At 44.6% G+C, this 20917-nt stretch carries 23 protein-coding genes; 10 read left to right on the forward strand and 13 right to left on the reverse strand.

Annotation, left to right across the window (positions count from 1 at the left end; all coding sequences use genetic code 11):
* Positions 1 to 177: 177 nt before the first annotated feature.
* Both VIC_RS18380 and VIC_RS18385 read left to right on the forward strand, forming a co-directional pair.
* On the forward strand, positions 178 to 1131 hold the full coding sequence (locus tag VIC_RS18380) for an alpha/beta hydrolase (protein ID WP_006961622.1): 954 nt from the start codon (positions 178 to 180) through the stop codon (positions 1129 to 1131).
* 1 nt (position 1132) lies between these two features.
* The gene (locus tag VIC_RS18385) at positions 1133 to 1423 is read left to right on the forward strand and encodes a hypothetical protein (protein WP_006961623.1); all 291 of its coding nucleotides are present in this window, start codon (positions 1133 to 1135) and stop codon (positions 1421 to 1423) included.
* A gap of 85 nt (positions 1424 to 1508) precedes the next feature.
* On the opposite strand, the gene VIC_RS18390 is transcribed toward VIC_RS18385, so the two are convergent.
* Positions 1509 to 3494 carry a hypothetical protein gene (locus VIC_RS18390; protein ID WP_006961624.1) on the reverse strand — a complete coding sequence of 662 codons (1986 nt, stop codon included), beginning with the start codon at positions 3492 to 3494 and terminating at the stop codon, positions 1509 to 1511.
* Between the two features lie 94 nt (positions 3495 to 3588).
* Positions 3589 to 3999 (reverse strand): hypothetical protein, encoded by a 411-nt coding sequence (locus VIC_RS18395; protein WP_006961625.1) that lies wholly within the window; start codon positions 3997 to 3999, stop codon positions 3589 to 3591.
* Positions 4000 to 4450: 451 nt separating this feature from the next.
* Here VIC_RS18395 and VIC_RS18400 point away from each other — a divergent pair, with 451 nt between their 5' ends.
* From VIC_RS18400 to VIC_RS18420, 6 genes are all read left to right on the forward strand, one after another.
* Positions 4451 to 4801, forward strand: a complete 351-nt coding sequence (locus tag VIC_RS18400; RefSeq protein WP_006961626.1) for a DUF4144 family protein — start codon at positions 4451 to 4453, stop codon at positions 4799 to 4801.
* Positions 4802 to 4891: 90 nt separating this feature from the next.
* Entirely contained in the window at positions 4892 to 5599 is a 708-nt protein-coding gene (locus VIC_RS18405; protein ID WP_006961627.1) for a class I SAM-dependent DNA methyltransferase, read from the forward strand.
* 25 nt (positions 5600 to 5624) lie between these two features.
* Entirely contained in the window at positions 5625 to 6029 is a 405-nt protein-coding gene (gene fos, locus VIC_RS18410; protein ID WP_039952185.1) for a fosfomycin resistance glutathione transferase, read from the forward strand.
* Positions 6030 to 6079: 50 nt separating this feature from the next.
* Complete coding sequence (locus tag VIC_RS27215) at positions 6080 to 6289, forward strand: GDCCVxC domain-containing (seleno)protein (RefSeq protein WP_080555946.1); 210 nt, start codon at positions 6080 to 6082, stop codon at positions 6287 to 6289.
* A gap of 38 nt (positions 6290 to 6327) precedes the next feature.
* A complete protein-coding gene (locus VIC_RS18415) occupies positions 6328 to 7092 on the forward strand; it encodes a carbon-nitrogen hydrolase family protein (RefSeq protein WP_006961629.1) in 765 nt (254 codons plus the stop codon).
* 91 nt (positions 7093 to 7183) lie between these two features.
* Positions 7184 to 7618, forward strand: coding sequence for a GNAT family N-acetyltransferase (locus tag VIC_RS18420; protein ID WP_039952186.1), 435 nt, complete (start codon positions 7184 to 7186; stop codon positions 7616 to 7618).
* 72 nt (positions 7619 to 7690) lie between these two features.
* On the opposite strand, the gene VIC_RS18425 is transcribed toward VIC_RS18420, so the two are convergent.
* The 9 genes from VIC_RS18425 to VIC_RS18465 form a co-directional block, all read right to left on the reverse strand.
* A complete protein-coding gene (locus tag VIC_RS18425; RefSeq protein ID WP_006961630.1) occupies positions 7691 to 8503 on the reverse strand; it encodes a maleate cis-trans isomerase family protein in 813 nt (270 codons plus the stop codon).
* Positions 8503 to 8958: a nucleoside deaminase gene (locus VIC_RS18430; RefSeq protein WP_019276346.1), complete on the reverse strand. Its 456-nt coding sequence runs from the start codon at positions 8956 to 8958 to the stop codon at positions 8503 to 8505. The genes VIC_RS18425 and VIC_RS18430 overlap by 1 nt, the downstream gene beginning before the upstream one ends.
* A gap of 93 nt (positions 8959 to 9051) precedes the next feature.
* Positions 9052 to 9447, reverse strand: a complete 396-nt coding sequence (locus VIC_RS18435; protein ID WP_006961632.1) for a DMT family transporter — start codon at positions 9445 to 9447, stop codon at positions 9052 to 9054.
* 49 nt (positions 9448 to 9496) lie between these two features.
* Positions 9497 to 9820 carry a DMT family transporter gene (locus VIC_RS18440; protein WP_006961633.1) on the reverse strand — a complete coding sequence of 108 codons (324 nt, stop codon included), beginning with the start codon at positions 9818 to 9820 and terminating at the stop codon, positions 9497 to 9499.
* Positions 9821 to 9887: 67 nt separating this feature from the next.
* Positions 9888 to 10490, reverse strand: coding sequence for a DsbA family oxidoreductase (locus VIC_RS18445; protein WP_019276344.1), 603 nt, complete (start codon positions 10488 to 10490; stop codon positions 9888 to 9890).
* Positions 10487 to 12346, reverse strand: coding sequence for an acyl-CoA dehydrogenase family protein (locus VIC_RS18450; protein ID WP_006961635.1), 1860 nt, complete (start codon positions 12344 to 12346; stop codon positions 10487 to 10489). The genes VIC_RS18445 and VIC_RS18450 overlap by 4 nt, the downstream gene beginning before the upstream one ends.
* Positions 12347 to 12382: 36 nt before the next feature.
* Entirely contained in the window at positions 12383 to 12760 is a 378-nt protein-coding gene (locus VIC_RS18455) for an ectoine synthase (RefSeq protein WP_006961648.1), read from the reverse strand.
* Between the two features lie 50 nt (positions 12761 to 12810).
* Positions 12811 to 13065 (reverse strand): acyl carrier protein, encoded by a 255-nt coding sequence (locus tag VIC_RS18460; RefSeq protein ID WP_006961650.1) that lies wholly within the window; start codon positions 13063 to 13065, stop codon positions 12811 to 12813.
* 9 nt (positions 13066 to 13074) lie between these two features.
* A complete protein-coding gene (locus VIC_RS18465) occupies positions 13075 to 14547 on the reverse strand; it encodes an AMP-binding protein (protein WP_006961652.1) in 1473 nt (490 codons plus the stop codon).
* A 399-nt stretch (positions 14548 to 14946) separates the two neighbouring features.
* Between VIC_RS18465 and VIC_RS18470 the strand changes: the two genes are divergently transcribed.
* Together VIC_RS18470 and VIC_RS18475 are read left to right on the forward strand one after the other, a co-directional pair.
* Positions 14947 to 15372 carry a MarR family winged helix-turn-helix transcriptional regulator gene (locus VIC_RS18470; protein ID WP_006961654.1) on the forward strand — a complete coding sequence of 142 codons (426 nt, stop codon included), beginning with the start codon at positions 14947 to 14949 and terminating at the stop codon, positions 15370 to 15372.
* A gap of 292 nt (positions 15373 to 15664) precedes the next feature.
* Complete coding sequence (locus VIC_RS18475; protein ID WP_006961656.1) at positions 15665 to 17257, forward strand: BCCT family transporter; 1593 nt, start codon at positions 15665 to 15667, stop codon at positions 17255 to 17257.
* Between the two features lie 59 nt (positions 17258 to 17316).
* Here the strand turns inward: VIC_RS18475 and VIC_RS18480 are convergent, their stop codons facing one another.
* Together VIC_RS18480 and VIC_RS18485 are read right to left on the reverse strand one after the other, a co-directional pair.
* The gene (locus VIC_RS18480; RefSeq protein ID WP_006961658.1) at positions 17317 to 19440 is read right to left on the reverse strand and encodes a TonB-dependent receptor; all 2124 of its coding nucleotides are present in this window, start codon (positions 19438 to 19440) and stop codon (positions 17317 to 17319) included.
* A gap of 157 nt (positions 19441 to 19597) precedes the next feature.
* Entirely contained in the window at positions 19598 to 20908 is a 1311-nt protein-coding gene (locus VIC_RS18485; protein ID WP_006961660.1) for a lysine N(6)-hydroxylase/L-ornithine N(5)-oxygenase family protein, read from the reverse strand.
* Positions 20909 to 20917 lie beyond the last annotated feature (9 nt).

Here is a 20917-nt window from a genome sequence, read left to right on the forward strand (position 1 = left end):
AAATGTGCTCTAGAAAATCAAACACATTTTCGTCTTCAATCACTGCTTAAGGCTACGTTAATCCCCATATTCACAGCGATTTGACCGCTATCTCCCAAAAACTGAACTGTATGTATACACATATTGAATTTATAAAATTAGAATCAAAACTATTCAGTCTAGTGGTAAGGAATAATAATGATTGAACACTTAGAGTCAGGTATCCGAGAATTGGTTGAAGGGTTCATCGCAGCCGGAAAGCCTTGTCCTTCTGAGCAACCCATTGAAGCGAGACGTGCTGGTTATCAATCAACAGTTGAGTTGGCAGGCAAAGGCCCTGAGATGGCGCAGGTGTATATCGATATCGTTGACGGGATTACGCTCAAAATTTTCAGACCCAGCAACGCTTCTCACTTGCCGATAACGATTTACTTTCACGGAGGTTGCTTTATCAGTGGAGGCTTTGACACCCATGAACAGCAGTTGCGTCAACTCGCGGCTGAATCTAACAATGTGGTGATCAGCGTTCAATACCGATTGGCGCCAGAGCACACTTATCCTGCCGCTCACGATGATGCCTACAATGCCGTTGTCGCAATCCGAAAAATTGGCTCGAAATATGGTGGTGATACCGAACGTATCTCCTTGGTAGGCGATAGTGCCGGCGGCCATCTCGCGTTAGTGACAGCAATGCGCCTTAAGCAAAGACAAGACTGGCTACCTGAGCGCCAGATTCTCATTTACCCAATGCTTGATCCGCACGGTTCATCGGCCAGTTACAAAGTTAATGCAACCGACTACATCATTACCGACAAAATGCTGCTGTCTGGCTTTGATATGTATCTTGGTGATAAAAGTCCAGAGCACATTGATGCAAACCCTGAACTCAACCCGCTGTTATGTGGTGACTTTCGAGGTTTACCTCCAACTTCTATTATCACAGCAGAATTTGATCCATTAAGAGACGAAGGTGAGCTGCTTTACCGTCAGCTGTTGAAGCATGGTGTAGAAGCGCATTGTGAACGATATTTAGGTGTCATACATGGTTTTTATCAACTTTCTGCTGTCAGTCAATCAGCAGTACGTTGTATTAGTCGTATTGCCGCCGAGCTGGCTAGCTCGACTCCAAGTACATTAACCAGAGGCCACTGACATGATTGAATTGGATTACCTGGTTCAAGTCACTAAGCTACCGAGCGATCTACAGAGTGCTTCTGGGGATGTGAATCACCATCTGTACGACACCTATGAAATTTATCAACGTGTCATCGATTCTAACTTGCTGTGGCGAGTCTGGTTAATTGACGAATACGATCAGGTGTGGCTTGAAGTTAATTTCATCAACTCTGACGGTGAGGCAGAGTTTCACACCATTATGATCGATGAAGGCACCTACCACAAAGTGGACTTTGATCGTTACCAAGCGCTAGATAAGCTTGAGTAGATGTACCGAAACCAGTAAATGATAAGAACAAAAACGCATCACCGACTGGGTGATGCGTTTTTATTTTTCCTTTGTTTACGAACGTTTAATGATATCGAGTACCCGGAAAGCCTTGATGCAACCCTGTCGATATCACTTCATAGCGATCAGCGCTGAAGTTAGGAAACGGATCGAATACGGCTCTCGGTAAACGAGGAAGCTGGACTAAATATCCCTTCGGAGCGGCCAGAAAGCCAACGTCAATGCCGATTTTCTTTAGCTCTGTTTCAAGCTTCGATAAATAAAACCCTCCACCAACGTTACATGACTGCACCTTTAGTACACCAACCTGTCGAAGACCCAACTCGAAAAGCTTTCTTGCCAATCCTGTCGGTGTCAGTGATGTTTCAATACCACTTTGATTCATACAAACTGGGCCATAAGGATTACCGTGAGCAACCACATCCAAACGATGATTGAACGTCAAAGATGACAGTTGATCGGATTGCGCGTGAGGGAACAAGTTATTGAGGTGGCGAGAGCTTACGTCACCGTCACTATACAAATTCCCTTGAGGGATACCATAGCGACTCTTAACGTTCTCTCCAAAATGTCGAAACAGTGACGCCGGCTCTCCTTTCCCAAGTAGTAGTACATGACGATATTCACCCGAGGAGACCCAATTGTTGAGGCTGGTAGCGGTTTGATTCAGCAACCACCCCGTGGCTCCGGCTCGGGTTACCTTATGCACGCCGAAAGAACCAGCTCCTTCAAACAAAGCATACTCGTTACTTGAAGGGAAGCGTCGAACTCGTTGCCAAGCTCCTTGTATATTCGCGACAAAATCAGCGCCTTCTGCAGCCCCTTCACCTAAGTAGTAATGCAACCCTGGCTCCACTTGTTGCCCAATGAGTGTTGAGTCAACGACCTTACTCACCTGTAAAGCGCCACTTTGTGTCATCTGTTCGCCCAATACCGCTGTTTCTTCTGTGGCAAGTTCAACAACTTCGCTCGTATAGACGGCATCAGCCACTCTCGCTCCATTAAACATCGTCCTTGAAAACAGTAGCCCTTGCGCGATTTCTCCCAACGCTAACTCGCCAACCACCTCAGGAGCAATTAGCGTCACTATCGTGATCGCAGCTAGCGAAGGAAAGCTCCAACGACTATGATGCGGTTGTTGTTTTATTTGACGAACATCGTTAACCAAAGCTTCGCCGACCATAGAGTAACCATATTTTGAGCCAGGTAGATTCTCAATATGTTGATACCAATCCTGTAGGTTTTCCCTATTTGCCTCTCTTAGCGATGGCCAGCGGGCCAAAAGTGTCGTTTGCAACATAGCTCCAACTCGAGCATAGGGATGTGAACCATTTTGATACTGCGAAAAGTCGTCATAGACAGGCTTCCAGTCAGTTGCCGATTGCTTAAGTTCAGCCAATAACACCTCTTCTAAGCGATCTTTGAATGCTCCTCCTCCTGAGAAACCTGAAATCAAAAATTGACGTATTGAGTCTGCATAACGACTACCCGTTTGCTGTGCTAGCTTTTGGAGCAGTTGAGATTCTCCATACTTTTCTAAACTTATGTTCAACGCTATCGAGTATATGGCCAAACCAGGAAGATCATTTTGATAATAACGTTGCAGATACAGTGCTTCATCTTCCGCTGAAGGGGAAGCAAGCTCTAGCTCTCGTGACAAGTTGTCCAGAAAAGTCTGCTTCATATACTCTGCTGGAAACAGCTCATAATGAGGCAAATCGTGAGCCTGTGACATAACGAATAACGTAGCTGACTCATTAATGATGGCGACATCTAATGAAGAGAGACCTTCTGTACTAAAATTTTGGTTGGCAGATTCCTTCAGCCGCGTAAAAAACAAGTCTGGCATATAGGTAATGCCGTGCTTCTTTTTCACCACATTGAGCGCGTCGACTGCACTGAGTGAATGCTCCTGAGATTGCCAGTCCACCCACTGACTGACCTTATCCCTCATCGCTTTATGATGTTCGTATTGATTGTACACAGAGGAAGTCGCGCTCGTGGGTAAACTTAGCCCAAGCGCTAAAATAGACAACAGTATTTTTTTCACAATTTTATATTCTGTAGTGTATTGAAAAAGGGCACAATCTGATGAGTAGTGCCCTAAATGAGGTAAGAACTTCAGTTCGTCATGAATCTAGGGATTAGCGATTGAAGTCGACTGGATTTGCCACTTCTAAACGAGTTAGAACATGATCAGGAAGGTTATTAAAGAAGGCATTAAGGTCAAGCTCAAACGGGCTGTTTGCTCCCGAGCGGCACATGATTAAATCGTCACCCATTATGGCCAGTTTAGGTGTAACTCCATCCCATATCAGCTTAGCGGTAAGGTTTAAATCACTGATATTAATGCCACAGTCGTAAGTTCTAGACCTCAGAACCCCATCTTCAACTGTGTAGCCGCCTAACAGAGCGATCGGGTGCTGAGATTTCGGAAAGACAATAGGTGCATCTGGAACTGAAGAAGAAGCTTCAGGAAAGGTAATGGTTTCAGTAGCTGAAACGCAGGTTGCAGCAAGTAGGGCCACTAAGCCAATGACGTTGTTAGTTTTCAATTTTAATTCTCCAAATATTTATAGCGGGAACAATCCCAATGAGAATGTATATCACTAACAAACAGCCATTCAATCCGCATAAAGCTACGATTACTGTAGGAAATAGCCGTTTTATCTTTTTATGCACTCAATGAATAAAAATAAATATAAAACAACATCTTAAATATACAAACTTCATATTAACCATCTCCTAGGCATACCTAAAAAAGCGTCACAAGACTAAGAACACTAAGAAGCCACCAAATTCAAGCCCCAAAAAAACAATTTTAATCAAATAGTTAAAGTAACAAATCCAACATTAAACAAGGGAGCAGCAATAGGTCAAAGCACCACATCTATGTATTAAAGTCAGCAAAAATTAAATGGTTGATATCTCACATCAAAAAAGGAAAATGTTTATACAATAGAGTCTTGATCAAGTTTTGTTCACCCAAAAACCCAAGGAATCGTTTTGATAGATACCGCAATCAACAAAGAGGGCTGTGAGATTCAATGGCCCGCTTTACTTAAGTTCGAAGGTGATAACGAACTCATTTTCCTCGCTTCACAAGATATGCTTTTTCGAGAATTAGAATCACTGATACTCGACACCAACGATTTGGTCATCGATTCTGGAGGGAGGTGTTTCCAACTGGAATCAGACTCTGAAAAAATCGGGTTAAACATGATGCCAAAAACATACGACTTGACCGAAATAACCGAACTAATTCAGGCACATGAATTCAGCAAAGCTCAAGTTTGTATTATAAAGATTCAATTTGATTCCATTCACACCGCGATCGATTCATTACGCGATCAATAAAAGATCAACATTTGTTCACGCCGGACGTTCGCGCTTACAATACGCTTCTCTCCTATAGCGGATTCGCTGCTCACACAAAAGGTCTCTATCATGTCTGAAATGTACACCAAACACGCTAAACAGTACGATGCTGTCGTCAAGGACAACATTTACAACGCCTTGCTAGAACGCCCTTCAACCATGGCGCTTCTCGATGACCTTTCAGGTGCTGATGTCGTTGACATGGGCTGCGGTTCAGGCGTGTATGCTGAGTGGTTTATCAGCCAATCGGTGAAGCAACTAACTTGTGTTGATGCGTCTAGCGATATGATCGATCTTGTTCAGGCCAAACTGGGCGATCAAGTCAGCGCTTACGTACAGGATATTGCGAAAGGCCTTCCTCAAGAGTCAAACAGTAGCGCCGATGTCATCGTCTGCCCTCTAGTGTTGCACTATATCGAAGATCTCACATCAGTCTTCGCGGATATGTATCGAGTCCTTAAACCCGGCGGCTACATCGTATTTTCAACCCATCACCCTTTTGCAGATTTTGAATGTTCAATCTCGGGCAATTACTTTGAACGCGAATACATCGAAGAAGAGTGGAACACGGTCGGTACGCCGGTCAAAGTGAGCTTCTATCGACGCTCTCTGATGGAAATAAGTGAGGCAATTAGTGCGTCTGGGTTAAAGATATCTCGTATTACCGAAGGTAACGTGGATGAAAAAGTGAAATCCGTTTGTGAAGCTACTTATCAGCGTTTGAAGAACAACCCTAATTTCATTTTCTTCCGTTGTGAAAAGCCAAGCGCAGACTAATCAAACAAAACCTGTTGGATAAACGATGATAACCGGACTCAACCACATCACTCTCGCTGTAAGTAACGTAGAACGTTCGTTGGACTTCTATACTCGTGTTCTTGGCTTCGAGGGAGAGGTCAAATGGGAGAAAGGTGCTTACCTCTCGATAGGGGAATTGTGGTTGTGCCTATCTCTAGACTCACCTTGCCCTAAAACCGATTACAGTCATATTGCATTTAATGTCGCTGAGGAAGACTTTACTACATTATGTGAACACCTAGAAAAGCACAAAGCTGAGCAATGGAAAAGTAACCAAAGTGAAGGTTCCTCTGTGTATATTCTCGATCCCGATAGGCATAAACTAGAGATTCACTGTGGAAGTTTGGAAAGTCGCTTACAAAGCTTAAAATCAAAACCTTACCATGGTTTAAAGTGGTTGAAACCCTAGTCTGATATTCGCACCTATGCTTAAATAGTGCACATGGTGGAGATGCAACTATGGAAGTAGTAACAGTATCCAAACTGACTTGCCCTAAATGCGGTTTTTCGAGTCTAGAATCTATGCCAGATAACGCCTGCGTTTACTTCTATGAATGTAAAAGCTGTGGCGAACTACTTAAGCCACTGGCAGGAGACTGCTGTGTATTTTGCTCTTATGGCACGATTCCCTGCCCACCCATTCAGATTTCAGGAAAATGCTGCCAGTAGCCTAGCGGCAAGCCATTAAAGGAAAGGCATAACTAAAGATGGAACAAACACTTATCATTGGTTTGGCTCAGGCTCCAGCCAAGCGAGGAGACATTGAAGCCAATTTGCACACTCACCTTATGTATGTGGAGCAATCTTCTCAACTTGGTGCAAATCTCGTCGTGTTTCCCGAACTGTCTTTAACAGGGTACGAGCTGGATCTAGCCGACGAACTTGCCTTTGATCTATCAACTCCTGCGATTAATACACTTTCGTCCGCAGCTACTGCGCATAATATTACGGTCATTGCGGGCTGTCCGCTTGCAGTGCCAGACTCAAAACCATATATTGCCGCGGTTATTTGCTTTCCAAACGGAGAGATCGAGTTCTACTCCAAACAGTATCTGCATGACGGTGAAGGCGCGTATTGCGCTGCAGGAAAAAACAATTACGTGCTCAACATTAATAATAAGTGTATTGCGCTTGCCGTATGTGCAGATTTTACTGAACCTGAGCACGCCCAAGGCGCAGCCGACAACAAAGCCGACCTTTATCTTGTTAGTGCTCTGATCTCACCAACTGGTTTCACCCCTGATGCTAATATTTTGTCTGGCATTGCTCGTAACCATGCGTTCCCAGTCCTCCTTTGCAATCACATATCGAAAACAGGTGGATGGGATACTTGCGGCAAGAACAGTGTTTGGAATGCTCAAGGGGAATTAGCAGGTACATCCGACAATGCTCAACAAGGCTTGCTTATTTGTACAATGAGTAAAAACCACCTTTCAGCACAGTTTCACTCTCTTCAGGAAAGCGGCTATTAGGCGCCAATTTTGACAAAGCGGTAACTTATTGATAGTTATTGACTTAAAACATTTTTACGTCCAACATCATCTGCTTAGCAAGGAGGCTAAATTGGTGACCATCCGCCCAATGACAATCGAAGATTACGACGCCGTAATCCGGTTGTGGCTTCAGACTGAAGGCATGTCCGTAAGAGATGCCGATTCTCGTGAGAACATTGCGCTCTACCTCGACAGAAACCCCAATTTAAGCTTCGTAGCAATCAGTGAAGGTAATATTATCGGCGCCGTCTTAGTTGGAACCGATGGCAGGAGGGGCTATCTGCAACACCTAGCAGTCTTGCCTCAGTTTCGTGGTCAGAGAATTGGCTATCAGTTAATAAGCCAATCCATTAACGCACTAGCCAAGATTGGTATTCCTAAAACTCACCTGTTTGTCTACGACGACAACCTCAATGCCCAAAAATTCTATGAGAAACTGGGGTGGTTCCCTAGAGATAACATCAGGATGTATTCGTATAATTCTTCTAGTAATTCCAACGTCTGAATAATCCGCTAGTCGAAAACCTTAGACTAGAACAAAGGCAGTTAACCCATGCCAACTGCCTCAAAACATGCTCTAGCTGAAAAGCCTGCCATAACGTTCAATCTTGGCATCTGAGCCAATTGAACGTAATGCGTCCCACAAAATTAGCTGATTCCCAGTGATAATGGTAACACCTAATGTTTCTTCAACCGCTTTAATAATGCCAACAGATCTTTGTCCGTTACCACCGACAAAAACAGTGTCAGCACCTGAGTCTAAAACAACGTCTTTTATCCAAGTGTAAAGTGCTTGAGGCGTAACATACTTTTGCCCACTTTGAATACCACAAGAACTATGATGAACGACATTGAATCCCGCTTTTTCAAAGTAACTCGCGCCTTGTGCGCTTAGGTCATAGTCAAACCACGCAGGGTTCACTACCGCTAGCTTTTGAGTTCCCAGTTTCTTAAGTGCACGCTCCGCAGAAAGACAAGTTGAAACAATCGGTATCTCTCTTGCTACTGGTTTAAGGCGTTCAATCAGCGCTCTTTCTCCATCCGGTCCATGTTTATAAGCTGAACTGGTAAAGGCTAAACCCACACAATCAATTGGTGACTGACAAACTGCCTCTACAGCCTCATCCAGATAAGGTGCCTGCACAAAAGATTCCACAGGAGCATGAGGAATTTTGTCATCCATCTCACCACCCGCTCTCATCGCTGAAAAAAAGATACGACTGCCGTGAACCGTTGCATGATCTCCTGCCATGGCGCCAATTTCGGCTTCTGGGCCAACATCAGCATGCGGTACCACAACACCAATTCGAGCCGTTCTGTTCCAGCCATCTGGCTCGAATAAATGTTCAATTGATTGTGTGTTCTGAACTTCCAGTTCCAGCTTACTCATTAAAATTTCCTTTTACTTTGCAATAGCTTGAATGGTTCAAGCGCATTTTCCGTTGATTGTTTACGAACCAGCATTCCCCAGTTTTCGGGGAACCCTGCCAATGCCGAGTATGAGTTGCGATAATCAAAACCATGACGTGCGGCTTCATCTCTATCAGCGACATAAACCACCTCACTAATACCAGCGAATAGTGCATTCAAGTAGCACATGGCACATGGTTCACCTGAGGCGAGCAGCGTTAAACCTCTGAGATGAGAAGACTTGGTATTTCGGCATGCATCACGAATCGCTTCCACCTCTGCATGCGCTGTAGGATCATGGTTTTCCAGTACTCTATTAACCCCTTTGCCAAGCACCTCTCCTTTTGAATTAACAACATAAGCCGTGAAAGGGATGCCGCCCTGATGCACATGATCGACTGAGTAATTCACCAGACCATCTAAAAGCGTATCCATATTTTCGATCTTGCTCTTACACATATTCACCTCGCATAGAATTAAAATCTGGGTGTAAGTGGGTATTTTCAGCACCACTTACACCTCAATCGATCATTGGTTTGAAGCTAATACTTGGTCAGAAGATTGAAGCTTTTCACTACTCGCCAACTTGAGCCATATAACACCAGCGATAATGACACTTAGCCAAAATGCTTGATACAGAGTCAGCGTTTGGTCAAAGACAATAGCGCCAAATACCGCAGCACCAATTGCCCCGATACCAGCCCAAACCGCATAACCAATACCAACATCGATTTCTTTAAGGGCCACACTGAGTGCATAAAGTGTCAGCAAAAAGAAAATGACGGCGGATACAGACCATTTTAAAACGGTGAATGCTTCACTTCCCGCCACACTCAATGCATAGCCGATTTCAAATACGCCTGCCAGCAGCAGCATTATCCAAGCCTGTTTTGTACTTGCTTTGTTCTGTTTAGTTGTTGCCATGTTATTAACCTCTTATTTTTTAATAATTTTTATGATTTATCGACGTAGTTTATGCAGCGCCACTCATTCTCAGACCAATCACTCCACCAATAACCAGAACAATGCCTGACAGCTTTTGTAAGCTCAGACGTTCACCAAAGAACAAAGCGCCTAAGATGACAATTCCGACACCAGCTGCAGAAGTCCAAATTGAATACCCCACCCCGACATCAAAACTGAGTAGAGCGAGGCTTAGGAAGAAAGTAGCTATCGCACCACTAATCAATGTCGCTGCGGTCCACTTTGGGTTAGTGAAGCCATTCGCATTGCCAGCAGAGATAGCCACTGCGATTTCAAATAGCACTGCCGTGCCGAGGTAAAGCCAACTGATCATATTAATATCTCCTAGTGTTTATGATTGTTGTGACTCAGTTTCCCTAAGCCACACTTTTAATGCCTTTTTAAGCTTGTATTTCGTCCAACGCTTCTATCGCGAGTCTTAGCTCTGTCGGGTCTGGGACGCCTGAGAACTTTCGTGAACCAACATAAATGGTTGGAACAGAGGAGATACGAGCCTCTTCAACCGCATGTTTCAGCGCCGTTTGGTGGTGCTCTAAGTAGGTTCCATTTGATAAAGCTTCAAGAACCTCATCTCTCTCCATGCCAATCTGGCTGGCAATATCGGCAAGAACATCTGGCTCACCAATATCTCTTTCCTGTTGGAAAAAAGCCTTCATAACGGCAACTGAAAATTCGTCCCCTAGACCCACTTGCTCTGCCAGTGCAAACACTTGGAAAGCTTTGTCTGTTCTCGGTTGAGGAGAAATTTCAGGGAGTTTCAACGCCACTCCTAACTTCGCTGCCATTGGGTACACAGAACGCTCCCAAATTTCTGGCAAATATCGGTCTTCCGTTCTTAGTGTCGGTACTGGAGCGGGCCTTAATTCAAAAGGACGCCATTTGATTTCAACATCTAATCCCTGAATGACCTTGTTAATCACGTGATCTGCAAGCAAGCAGTACGGGCAGACGTAGTCGGTATAAATCTGAATTTGCTTTTTCATAAAATCGACCTGTTCTCATTAGAAGACGTTGGTTTTCTAGCCTGCGGAACCGTACCTGACTCCGTCACCATGTTCGGGTGGTGGGCATCAACCAAATCGATCAATTGTTGGTAGTTTGGCTGTTCAAACCGAATCGGTTCACCGATGTAATTCATGGTGCCGCCGTCGCTATATGGCTGCGCAAGCGCATCGCTAAAGCCATCAAACTCAAGTGTTTCTAACCCATACAACTTGCACAGTAAGCTATTAAACACCGGGGAAACTTTAAGCCACTTACCGTCAATTTTGACTTCGTTGTACCAATGTAAGAATACTTCTCCACCGACTAGGTCCTGCAGCTCAGGCGTTGAGATATGGTTGTTCACCCGATTGGCGACGATACGACATTCAATACCTTGAGAATGACAGGTGGCAGCGTAAAGAATCGCCTTGTGCAAACAAAAACCTATACCTGCTTTGACAATAGAGCTCGCTCGGAGACCCTTCTCACTGATGTCTGTGTTGAACACCATGTACGCAATTTTGTCTCGCACTGCATAGTAGAGTTTGACCGCGGTCTCTCGCTTGTTGAGTTTCTCTGAACCTAACGCTTTTTGCACAAATGACTGCACATCAGGATGCTGATAATTAAACACGGCCTCACTCTCAGAATGTTCAGCTACTTTGAGGGTTTTCTTAACATTCGGCACGCGAATCTGGTTGCTCTCTGATCGCTTTTTACTTTGAGTTGCTACCCCCAACATCGCGGCGATTCGCCCTCGTTGGATATCATTTGTTCCCGAATAGATTGGCCCTGACAGTGCGTTACACACCTCCTCGCCAAAACCATTTGACGCGACATAACCGTATCCACCGTGAATGTGAAGTGCATCGACCGATGTCGCCAAAGCGTTTTCGCTAACGAACACTTTAGCGATAGCCACTTCACTCGTAATGTCCTTGTTATCAATCATTTTTTCAGCAACGTGGTAAAGCCACTGACGACTCAGTTCATAGCGGATTTTCATGTCTGCAATTCGGTTGGAGACCGATTGAAACGAACCAATAGGGCTATCAAATTGATGACGCGAGTTCACGTAGCTGACACAGCGATCTAAGCGACGTTTCATCTCCCCCACATTGAGCATAAAGGCAAAGAGAATTTCTCTTTGCATCACATGACTGAGAACGAAAAAACCAGCTCCACGTCGGCCAATCATATTGGCTTTGGGAACACGACACTCTTCCAGTGTCAGTTCACATAGAGGAGAAGTATGTAGGCCCACTTTCTCCATCTCTTTCCCAAGGCGCACACCTTGAGTTTTGGTATCAACTAAAAACGCGGAAACACAGTCTGCTGTACTCGAATCACTGGTTTTTGCGTATACAACGATAACGTCAGCGATGCTTCCGTTAGTGACAAAAGCTTTGTGTCCGTTGAGCACATAGTCATCACCCTCTTCTCTCGCCGTTGTCGTCATACTGAGTGCATCCGATCCAGCTTGCGGTTCGCTGATGGCATGAGCACCGATCAGACGACCTTTGACTAACGATTCCATAAACTCATGTTTAAGCTCCTGCGAGCCAAACTTATTCAGAGCGGTAATCGTGCTCGCTAAATGCGTAGCCACTGAGAAGCTCAGGCCGGAGTCTTTACATATTTCTCCCAGCCGTTCTAAGCCGTATAAGGTCGAGAGCACGGATTCACGCTTGTCGATAACACTACTGACTGCTCGCTCAAATATCCCAGTTCTGGCAATTGCTTCCCATTTATCACGCGGAAACCGTCCGCTACTGGCTTCATTTTCTAATTCATGTATCGCGGCATCGATGAAACTTCTCGCACGCTTTTTTATATTTTTATCCTGACGTTGCATTTTGCGTCCTTTAGAAACTGTTATTGGACAATCAAATTAGTACTGTGAAAATCCATCAGCACTTAGCTGATGTTTCTCTTGGCCAGTTAATGGAGGGTTGAATACGCTGACTAGATGTAAGTCGTCACTTTCATCAGCAATCAGGATATGTGGATCATTCTCATCAAGTGCGTAGATTGCACCCGGTTCAATATCATAGATTGTGCTGCCATCGGCTGAAATCACTTGCCCCTTGCCGCTGATGCAATAACAAGCTTCTAAATGGCGACGATACTGAAGACGAGACTCACTACCCGCCTCTACAACGGTGTGACAAACCGTAAAACCCATCCCATCTTTCTCAGTGAGTAGTCGAAAGCTTGAACCATTGCCCCACTGAACACCTTCAAGTTCCTTTTTATTTCGATGTATCATTTTTTGCTCCTTCAAATACGTGTTGTTTGGATTTAGCGTTTAATGCAAAGCTAAGCTGTTAGCGGTGCATGTTCATGAATAAATTGTTCAATGCGTTCGATCGAACTGAAGTCTTCAGGTGCGATTTCAATATCACCGGTTGGTATCTCAAACTCTTCTTCTAGCCAGGCCACAAGTCGAACAAGAGACAAGCTATCAATGACGCCTGTCATAAGAAGATCACAGTCTTCAGGCAACGTCTCAGCAGCAATATCAGGGGCTAGCTCCCCGCAGATGTAGTTTTTGATCTCGGTACGGTAGTTCATGTTTTTCTCCTATAGGTTTAATGTGTGAGCAATTTTTGTTCGGTCCGGCTTCCCTGTAGATGTTCTAGGCAGGGAAGTTTTACTAACGTGAAAACGAGATGGAATAGACGTTCTGGGAAGATGCTTGGCGCACAGCAGACGCAGGGACATCCCATCGAAATCCTGTTCTGAATTACAGTGAACAACGGCGTGAAGTACTGAGCCCGCAACCTCATCTCTCACCGCCAATACAAGTGACTCTTTGACCTGCTGCGAAAGGTTAATGACATGTTCGATATCCTTTAAATTAGTGCGCACGCCTCGAACCTTTACAATGAAATCAGTTCGACCAATCAATGAAATCTCTCCACGGTCACTGACGGAAACCCGATCACCCGATTTGTAGAACCATCGGTTATTGGCTTCATCAAAATAGAAAGCCTGACTCGTTTTGTCTGACTCGGTGTAGCCAAGGGACATGAAAGGCGTAGAAGTATGCAGTTCCCCTTCACCTGCACCGTTAAGCTCAAAACCTTCATCATTAACGATCTTAAAAGTTGAGCCTTGAATAGGTATTCCCAAAGGAAGTACTTCTAGCTGATTGATCTCTATAGCATCGGCACTAAAAACAAATGAGTCATTGGTTTCCGTACAACCATAAATATTGTGGAAGCGGGAAGAGGGATAGTATGCCGCGACTTGCTCTCTCAATGATTTCGTCGTGACGTCCCCCGTGAACACAATATGTTCAGGTGAATACACGCTTGACTCTGCCTGACTATCCTGGCAAAGCAACGTATAAAGCATAGGTACACCTTGTATAAGGTTTGGTTGAGTTCGAGAAACTAAAGCTTTGAGATAAGAAGCCTGCGTTGCTTTTTCCTGACTCACCATAATCACGCAAGCCCCGAGCATCAGTGGCGCCCATACTTCCAATAGGCTCAAATCAAAGTTCAGTGGTGCGTAACTCAAAACCTTGGATTCATTGCCAAGGCTAAAGAATTCTTCTGACCAGTTAACAAATGCATCGATTCCGCTTTGAGTTAAGCGAACAACCTTAGGAACACCAGTTGACCCTGATGTTGTGAGCATTAATGCCACATCTTTATCGTCCTCAGCATGAGGCGCTCGCTCAAAATCCCAGGACCCAACAACTGAAACCTTGCCTTCGACTTCACTTATCACCAGCTCACAGCAGACAGCGGCTTTTTGATAAATGTGAGGTTTAACTTCACTACCCAAATCTTTAGAAATCAGTAATGGAGTGCAGCCCTTTTGACCAAGAGCCACGCACAAAGCCACATTTGCAACAGACTTTACCGCAGACACAGCAACAGTTACCTGAATAGGGACCTTCAGTCGGACCAATTCTTGTTCGGCACGCTGAACAAGCTGATCAAATTGGCGGTAACTCCATGTTTTATCTTCAGTAACAAATGCCGTGCTTTCTGGATCTTTTTTCACTTTTTCCGATAGCGCTGACACAACCCTCGCCAGTTTCATGACTCTTCCTTGTCTAATAACATTAACTTGCATGTGCAAGCATATTATTAATCAGCGATAATCATGTCAACATGCTTGCACATACAACATGTTTGATATTTAGAATGAAAATTATGTGTTTTTATTACTAGAACAAGAGGTTAATCGACAAATATATATAAATAGGTTATATGAAACAGTTCTTTATAATGATGATTTTGAATTTAATAAAATAAATCGATGCAATGAAACGCCTAAAATGAGAACTTTATAAAACACTAAATATGTGAAGAGTTTCACAATAATCTGTTCTACTGCTATAATTCGGTCTTACAAATTAAATGCATGTACATATTTATATAAGCAAATAACAACAAATCGGTAAGGGTGACGCCTCACCAACGACGAAGAGGTCCTCAAATGAAAACGCAATTTCTTCTCTGGCAAAAACTGAAAATTGTCATCGACAGCGTTGAAGCCCAGATAGCGAAAGAGCTACAACAAAAACATGGGTTAGGTATTACAGAGTACCGAGCGCTAAGCTTGTTAATTGAGGCCCCTGATTCAGAACTAAGAATGCAAGAGCTCGCTAAATGCTTAGGATTGAATCAAAGTTCCGTCACCAGACTCGTAGAAAGACTCGAAAAAGGCGGCCACACTATCCGTGATTTGTGCCCAAAAGATAAGCGAGGCGTTTACACCGTATTAACTGGCAAAGGCCGAGAGGCTCAAACCTCAGCAGAAAAAGATTATGCTGAATTCCTTAACAATGCGCTGAGTGAAGCAGCTCTGACCGAAGACAATGCCGAAATAGTGCAAGGCCTGCGCGAGATGATCCAACTGTAGCGACACTGGAATATCCCCTCTCTTTTACCCTCGCGAAGGTTATGGCAGCACCGTCAAAAGCAAGGATCGCTGCCTGCCCATAAAATACTCTGCTTATACAGCGTTGGCCTCTCTAATGAGGAGAGCAAATCACCATTGAGGCTTGACACATTTCATTAGACCTCTACTTAATCTTCCTTCCATTATTTACTCAATTATTGTTAATAAACCAGACTCACTTTCGTTTGAACTAGCATTCTGTTACCCTTCTCCGGAAAATTTATTTCGAACTCTAAATAATTAGCGAGGATTAATGAGTAGTACTAAGGATAGGTATAGTATTGAAAATACCGATTATACCGTCGGTCAGGACAACGTTCAGAAATGGGGTTTTGACGTTCACAACCCAGTTTTTGGTGCCAGTGCGGGCCTGATCATTGTCTTTCTTGTCGCCCTTCTTATCGCCGATCCTACCGTTGCAAAATCCACTATTGATGGCGTAAAACTGCAAATCATCGAGTCATTTGACACGCTGTTTATGTGGTCAGGAAACGTGTTCCTGATTTTCTGTATTGGTCTGGTTTTATCGCCGTTTGGTAAAATTCGTATTGGTGGCGTCGATGCCAAACCTGAGCACTCCAACCTTTCATGGATCGCCATGCTATTTGCCGCTGGCATGGGTATCGGCCTGATGTTCTGGGGCGTTGCGGAGCCAGTTGCTTACTTCACTGGTTGGTTTGAAACACCACTAGGTGTCGAGCCATACACTGAAGAAGCAGCAAAAGTGGCCCTAGGTGCAACCATGTTCCACTGGGGTCTACACCCATGGGCGATTTACGCAGTGGTCGCGTTAGCGATGGCCTTCTTTGCCTTCAATAAAGGTCTGCCACTTTCTATTCGCTCGGTGTTTTATCCGATTCTGGGTGATCGCACTTGGGGTTGGTTTGGTCATATCATCGATATCCTTGCAGTGCTAGCGACACTATTTGGTCTTGCAACCTCATTGGGTCTAGGCGCTCAGCAAGCCGCGAGCGGTATCAGTCATGTGTTTGGTATTGATGGTGGTCTCGGGTTGCAGTTGGGAGTAATTGCATTTGTCACCAGCCTAGCTGTTGTGTCTGTTGTCCGTGGTATTGATGGCGGCGTAAAAGTGTTGAGTAACACCAACCTGATTGTGGCCTTCGCCCTATTGATGTTTGTGATCATTGCAGGTCTGGCGACGGCGCTGGGTACCATTCCAACAACACTGACTGGCTATGTGGAAAATATGCTCCCACTGAGTAATCCATATGGCCGTGAAGACGAAGCTTGGATGCAAGGTTGGACGGTATTCTACTGGGCTTGGTGGGTATCTTGGTCACCATGTGTCGGTATGTTTATCGCCCGTATTTCAAAAGGCCGTACCGTACGCGAATTCCTTTCTGCAGTTATCCTAATTCCAACGGCTATTACCCTAGTCTGGATGTCCGCATTTGGTGGTATCGCGATTGAGCAAGTTGTCAATCAAGTGGGTGAACTGGGCCAGAACGGCCTGACTGATATTACTTTGTCACTGTTCTACGCCTTTGACGCCATGCCAATGGGAACACTGCTTTCAGTAATCTCTATCGTATTGATTATGGTGTTCTTTATTACCTCATCTGACTCGGCGTCACTTGTTGTCGATAGTATTACGTCAGGCGGAAAAGTGGATGCACCGATTCCACAACGTATTTTCTGGGCATCGGTAGAAGGTGCTATCGCAGCAATGTTGCTTTGGATTGGTGGTACAGAGGCCATTCAAGCGCTTCAAGCAGGAACTATCTCAACTGGCTTACCATTTACTGTGATTCTGCTGACCATGTGTGTCAGCCTATTGATGGGTATGCGTACAGAGCTTCAACATCACAAGCTCAGCTACGCGTAGTAAGTGATACCAATAAAAAAAGGCCGCTCAGTGAGCGGCCTTTTTACTTAATGAAACTCTTAGAACTTAACTTGATAGTTCAATGTGTACGTGCGGCCGCGACCTTTGTAGTCATAGATAGGAGAATCTCCATACCAGTAAACGGCTCGTTGAGCCCACGTAGTCAGATAATCTTCATTCAATAAGTTTTTAATTCCGAAACCAAGGCTACCGACAGGAAGCTGATAGTTACCCACGAGGTCAACCACGGTATAACCGTCAAGTTTGCGATTGTCAGCATCGGTGTAATCAAACGTGGTCAGGCTTTGCAGCTTCACGTTGTAGTCGTACTCATACCAGCCAACCCAAGCACTCGCCTTAGAAGTACTAGCTTCGGTGGCTGCATAGTCTTCCCAACCATTATCCGTTTTACCTTCAGAAATAACATAGTGGCCAGAAGAGCCTAACTGAAGATTGTCCGTTGCCCAGTAGCTAATCTGCGCTTCAGCGCCGTATACACGCTTGGCATCTTTAAGCCCCTTAATTGTCTGGTCATCCGCATATTCGATCGATTTATTCGAATGTGAATAATAAAGTGCACTTTGCAATGATAGGTTATCTAGGTCATTTCTATAACCAATTTCATAACTATCGGTCTTAATGCCATCAAGCTGCGTATCATTGACATTTATGTCCGCACTTTTGCCATAGCGCTTAGCAGGATCAGCAAGATCAAAGCCTTGAGCGAAGTTAGCCCACACTTGTGAAGATGGTGTTAGATGATAAATAGTGCCTACATTAAACAAGCCTTCCGAATAGTCTGTTTCACCACCAGGAACGAAGTCAGAGCTAGCATTTTTCTGGAAATCAGCAACTTTAGTATTCATGTACTGATAACGATAACCACCTTGCAGCAACCAATCAGGAGTAAGTGAATACTCTGCCTGAACGAAACCTGCCAACACTTCGGTGTCTACACCAGGATATTTGCCTTCAATGGTATCAATCACATTGACCATACCACCCGATCCTTCAGTAATCGTAGTGTTGTAAACCGCTTCATTGCTCGTCAGCTTATCTATAAAACCATCAGCACCGTACGTCACATTGAAAGATCCATAAGCTTTATTAAGAGCAACTTTTAATGATAATACTTCCGTATTCTGGGCTGATGACCTTAATTCTAAGCTGTCGGCGCCATCCTCAGTATATGGTGTGAAGGTGTTATCTTCTTTTCTGTATGAGAGCTCTGAAATAAGGTGATGATTAAGAAAATTAGCATGACTATATTGAGCACTTAACATGATTCGCTCTGTACCTTGCTGACGATCAGCCGAGTAACCATCACGCACTTCAACAAACTGATATTTTCCGTTACCGTCTTCTTCAAAATACAGACCATATGGCGAGTCTTGCTGGCTATCGTAGTACTGTGCTAGCAAGTTTAGGTTTTGGTCTTCAGCAAGATTGATCTGCAAAGTACCCAGTAGGTCAATCGTCTCATTAAACTGAGTAGAGCCTTGGGAAATGTCTGGCGTCACGATTGTGCCATCAGCGTCATAGTAGCCTTGAGTTTTGGTGTAGGCAACCGATGCTCGGCCTTGCACTTTCTCGTTTCCTCCTGCGACAGATTGCGCCAGTTTGTAGTCGAAATCTTCACTTGAATTCAGACCAGACGTACCGCCAACAAAAGACTCAAACTCTGGCACTTCGCCCTGCGCTTTTTTGGTGATGATGTTGATTACACCACCACTCGCACCAGCACCATAAATTGAACTTGCACCGGATAACACTTCAATTCGTTCTATATTAAATGGGTCTATTGAATCTAGTCTGCGGCTGATCGAACGAACAGACTGTAGAGACACGCCATCAATCATCACCATGATACTGCGGCCACGCAAATTTTGACCTTGATGCGTACGACCGCCACTGCTGACATCAAGCGAAGGAATCGTCGCCGCTAGGATTTCATCCAAGCTTTTACCACCGCGATACTCTTGCTCGATTTGCTCGGCATCGATGTACCAGACAGTACCCGGGATCTCACTGATCGCTTTTGGTGTTCGGCTGGATACCACCACCATTTTTTCTTGGGTCGTGGTGTATTCTTCAGCATTTGCTACTGAAGCAACGGTTGATGTTGCTGCTGCCACTGCAATTGCAACTAGGCTAAACGGGAATGCCCCTTTATTGAGTTTCATGTTTATCACTCTGTTTATAATTAAATCAAAAGCGCTATAAGAACGAGAATAGTACTCACTAACACTTTCATTTCCATCTTTATATAAAACTCTTATCGGTATAATTATTTATATAAATCAGTCATATGTAATTTACTCACGTTGTTGTCCTCTCCTCTCAAGCCGAGAGTAGTTGATGAACTTTTGAAGGTGTCGTCCATTCAATCATGCCCTTTCCGGCATCAAGGTCGTAGAGGGGTTCTTGCGCTAAGCAGTTGATGATTCTTGCGCTTCGCCACGCCATCAGGCTCAGCTGAGGCTCTGCAATGCCGTGAGTGTGCATACCTGCATTAACGGCGAAAATCTTGTTGTTTGCAGAACCGCTCCACTTGAGTTCAAAATCAGGACTCATCTTGTAGCGCTGCTGCTCGTCAAGTTCCAACAATGGCAGAATCGCATCGAGACAGGCGGGATAAGGTGACTGAAAACCGGTCGCCAAAATCACAATATCAGCATCGTGTGCTTCGGATTGCGAGCTAAGCGCATTGGCTGTCTCCAATTCAAAGCCTGATTGGAGTTCGTACATTCTGTTAAGCGTACGGTGAGGTAATAGGCGCACCCACTTATCTTCTTTTAAAACATCAAACCTGTAGTAGAGCTCCTGATAAATCTCCAACAAGGATTTCTGCGTTACGCCATCAGACGTAAGCTTTTGCGCCTGTACTTCTGCTTGCCTCACTTCAGGTGCTAAACCGACAAAAGCATCAACGTAATCTGGGGTAAAAAACTCATTGGTAAACGCCGCTTCATCCAGAGGTTGGAAATTTGATCGTCGTGAGATCCAGTCAAGAGAGGCGACCTTACCCCACTTGCCTCTTAGTACATTAAGGAAAATGTCTGCCCCACTCTGACCACCTCCAACAATTGCAACGCGCTTACCGTTAAAGTCACGTTGGCGCAGGCCAATTTCAGCCGCATGGAACACGCGCTCACCAATATAGGCTGTCGCGCAATCTGGAATAAACGGCACCTTGCCAGTCCCAATGCATAGGTTCTTCGCCGCCACTTTGCCCTGACTGGTGTGCAGTTCAAAATGGTCACCCGTGAACTCAACATGCTCGATACGCGAAGAGAACTGCACGTTATCTAACTGATGGGCCACCCATGCGAGATAATCAGAAAATTCGTGACGACTAATGCAGCTCAACTCAGCAGATAGAAAACGGTAGAACTTTTTGTTTTTAACTAAATAGGACAGAAACGAGTAAGGGTTCTCTGGGCATACCGCGCTGACCAGATCCTTGAGAAACATAGTCTGCATATTAGTGTTATCAAGCAACAACCCAGGGTGCCACGAAAAATGCTCCCGACTTTCAAAGAATCGGGCATTGATATGGTTTTTCTGAGCCAATAGTGCGGCAACACTGAGATTAAATGGGCCAGCTCCAATGCCAGCCAAATCAAGTATGGTGTCGTTAGTGCGTTCCATATTGAACGT

It is taken from the genome of Vibrio coralliilyticus ATCC BAA-450 (assembly GCF_000176135.1).
In the GTDB taxonomy this organism is placed as follows: Bacteria; Pseudomonadota; Gammaproteobacteria; order Enterobacterales; family Vibrionaceae; genus Vibrio; species Vibrio coralliilyticus.

Excerpts from the sequence above, each read along its gene's own strand:
- VIC_RS18380 (WP_006961622.1), top strand. The coding sequence starts at position 178 with ATGATTGAACACTTAGAGTCAGGTATCCGAGAATTGGTTGAAGGGTTC.
- VIC_RS18385 (WP_006961623.1), top strand. The coding sequence starts at position 1,133 with ATGATTGAATTGGATTACCTGGTTCAAGTCACTAAGCTACCGAGCGAT.
- VIC_RS18405 (WP_006961627.1), top strand. The coding sequence starts at position 4,892 with ATGTCTGAAATGTACACCAAACACGCTAAACAGTACGATGCTGTCGTC.
- fos (WP_039952185.1), top strand. The coding sequence starts at position 5,625 with ATGATAACCGGACTCAACCACATCACTCTCGCTGTAAGTAACGTAGAA.
- VIC_RS27215 (WP_080555946.1), top strand. The coding sequence starts at position 6,080 with ATGGAAGTAGTAACAGTATCCAAACTGACTTGCCCTAAATGCGGTTTT.
- VIC_RS18415 (WP_006961629.1), top strand. The coding sequence starts at position 6,328 with ATGGAACAAACACTTATCATTGGTTTGGCTCAGGCTCCAGCCAAGCGA.
- VIC_RS18425 (WP_006961630.1), bottom strand. The coding sequence starts at position 8,503 with ATGAGTAAGCTGGAACTGGAAGTTCAGAACACACAATCAATTGAACAT.
- VIC_RS18430 (WP_019276346.1), bottom strand. The coding sequence starts at position 8,958 with ATGGATACGCTTTTAGATGGTCTGGTGAATTACTCAGTCGATCATGTG.
- VIC_RS18435 (WP_006961632.1), bottom strand. The coding sequence starts at position 9,447 with ATGGCAACAACTAAACAGAACAAAGCAAGTACAAAACAGGCTTGGATA.
- VIC_RS18440 (WP_006961633.1), bottom strand. The coding sequence starts at position 9,820 with ATGATCAGTTGGCTTTACCTCGGCACGGCAGTGCTATTTGAAATCGCA.
- VIC_RS18445 (WP_019276344.1), bottom strand. The coding sequence starts at position 10,490 with ATGAAAAAGCAAATTCAGATTTATACCGACTACGTCTGCCCGTACTGC.
- VIC_RS18450 (WP_006961635.1), bottom strand. The coding sequence starts at position 12,346 with ATGCAACGTCAGGATAAAAATATAAAAAAGCGTGCGAGAAGTTTCATC.
- VIC_RS18455 (WP_006961648.1), bottom strand. The coding sequence starts at position 12,760 with ATGATACATCGAAATAAAAAGGAACTTGAAGGTGTTCAGTGGGGCAAT.
- VIC_RS18460 (WP_006961650.1), bottom strand. The coding sequence starts at position 13,065 with ATGAACTACCGTACCGAGATCAAAAACTACATCTGCGGGGAGCTAGCC.
- VIC_RS18465 (WP_006961652.1), bottom strand. The coding sequence starts at position 14,547 with ATGAAACTGGCGAGGGTTGTGTCAGCGCTATCGGAAAAAGTGAAAAAA.
- VIC_RS18470 (WP_006961654.1), top strand. The coding sequence starts at position 14,947 with ATGAAAACGCAATTTCTTCTCTGGCAAAAACTGAAAATTGTCATCGAC.
- VIC_RS18475 (WP_006961656.1), top strand. The coding sequence starts at position 15,665 with ATGAGTAGTACTAAGGATAGGTATAGTATTGAAAATACCGATTATACC.
- VIC_RS18480 (WP_006961658.1), bottom strand. The coding sequence starts at position 19,440 with ATGAAACTCAATAAAGGGGCATTCCCGTTTAGCCTAGTTGCAATTGCA.
- VIC_RS18485 (WP_006961660.1), bottom strand. The coding sequence starts at position 20,908 with ATGGAACGCACTAACGACACCATACTTGATTTGGCTGGCATTGGAGCT.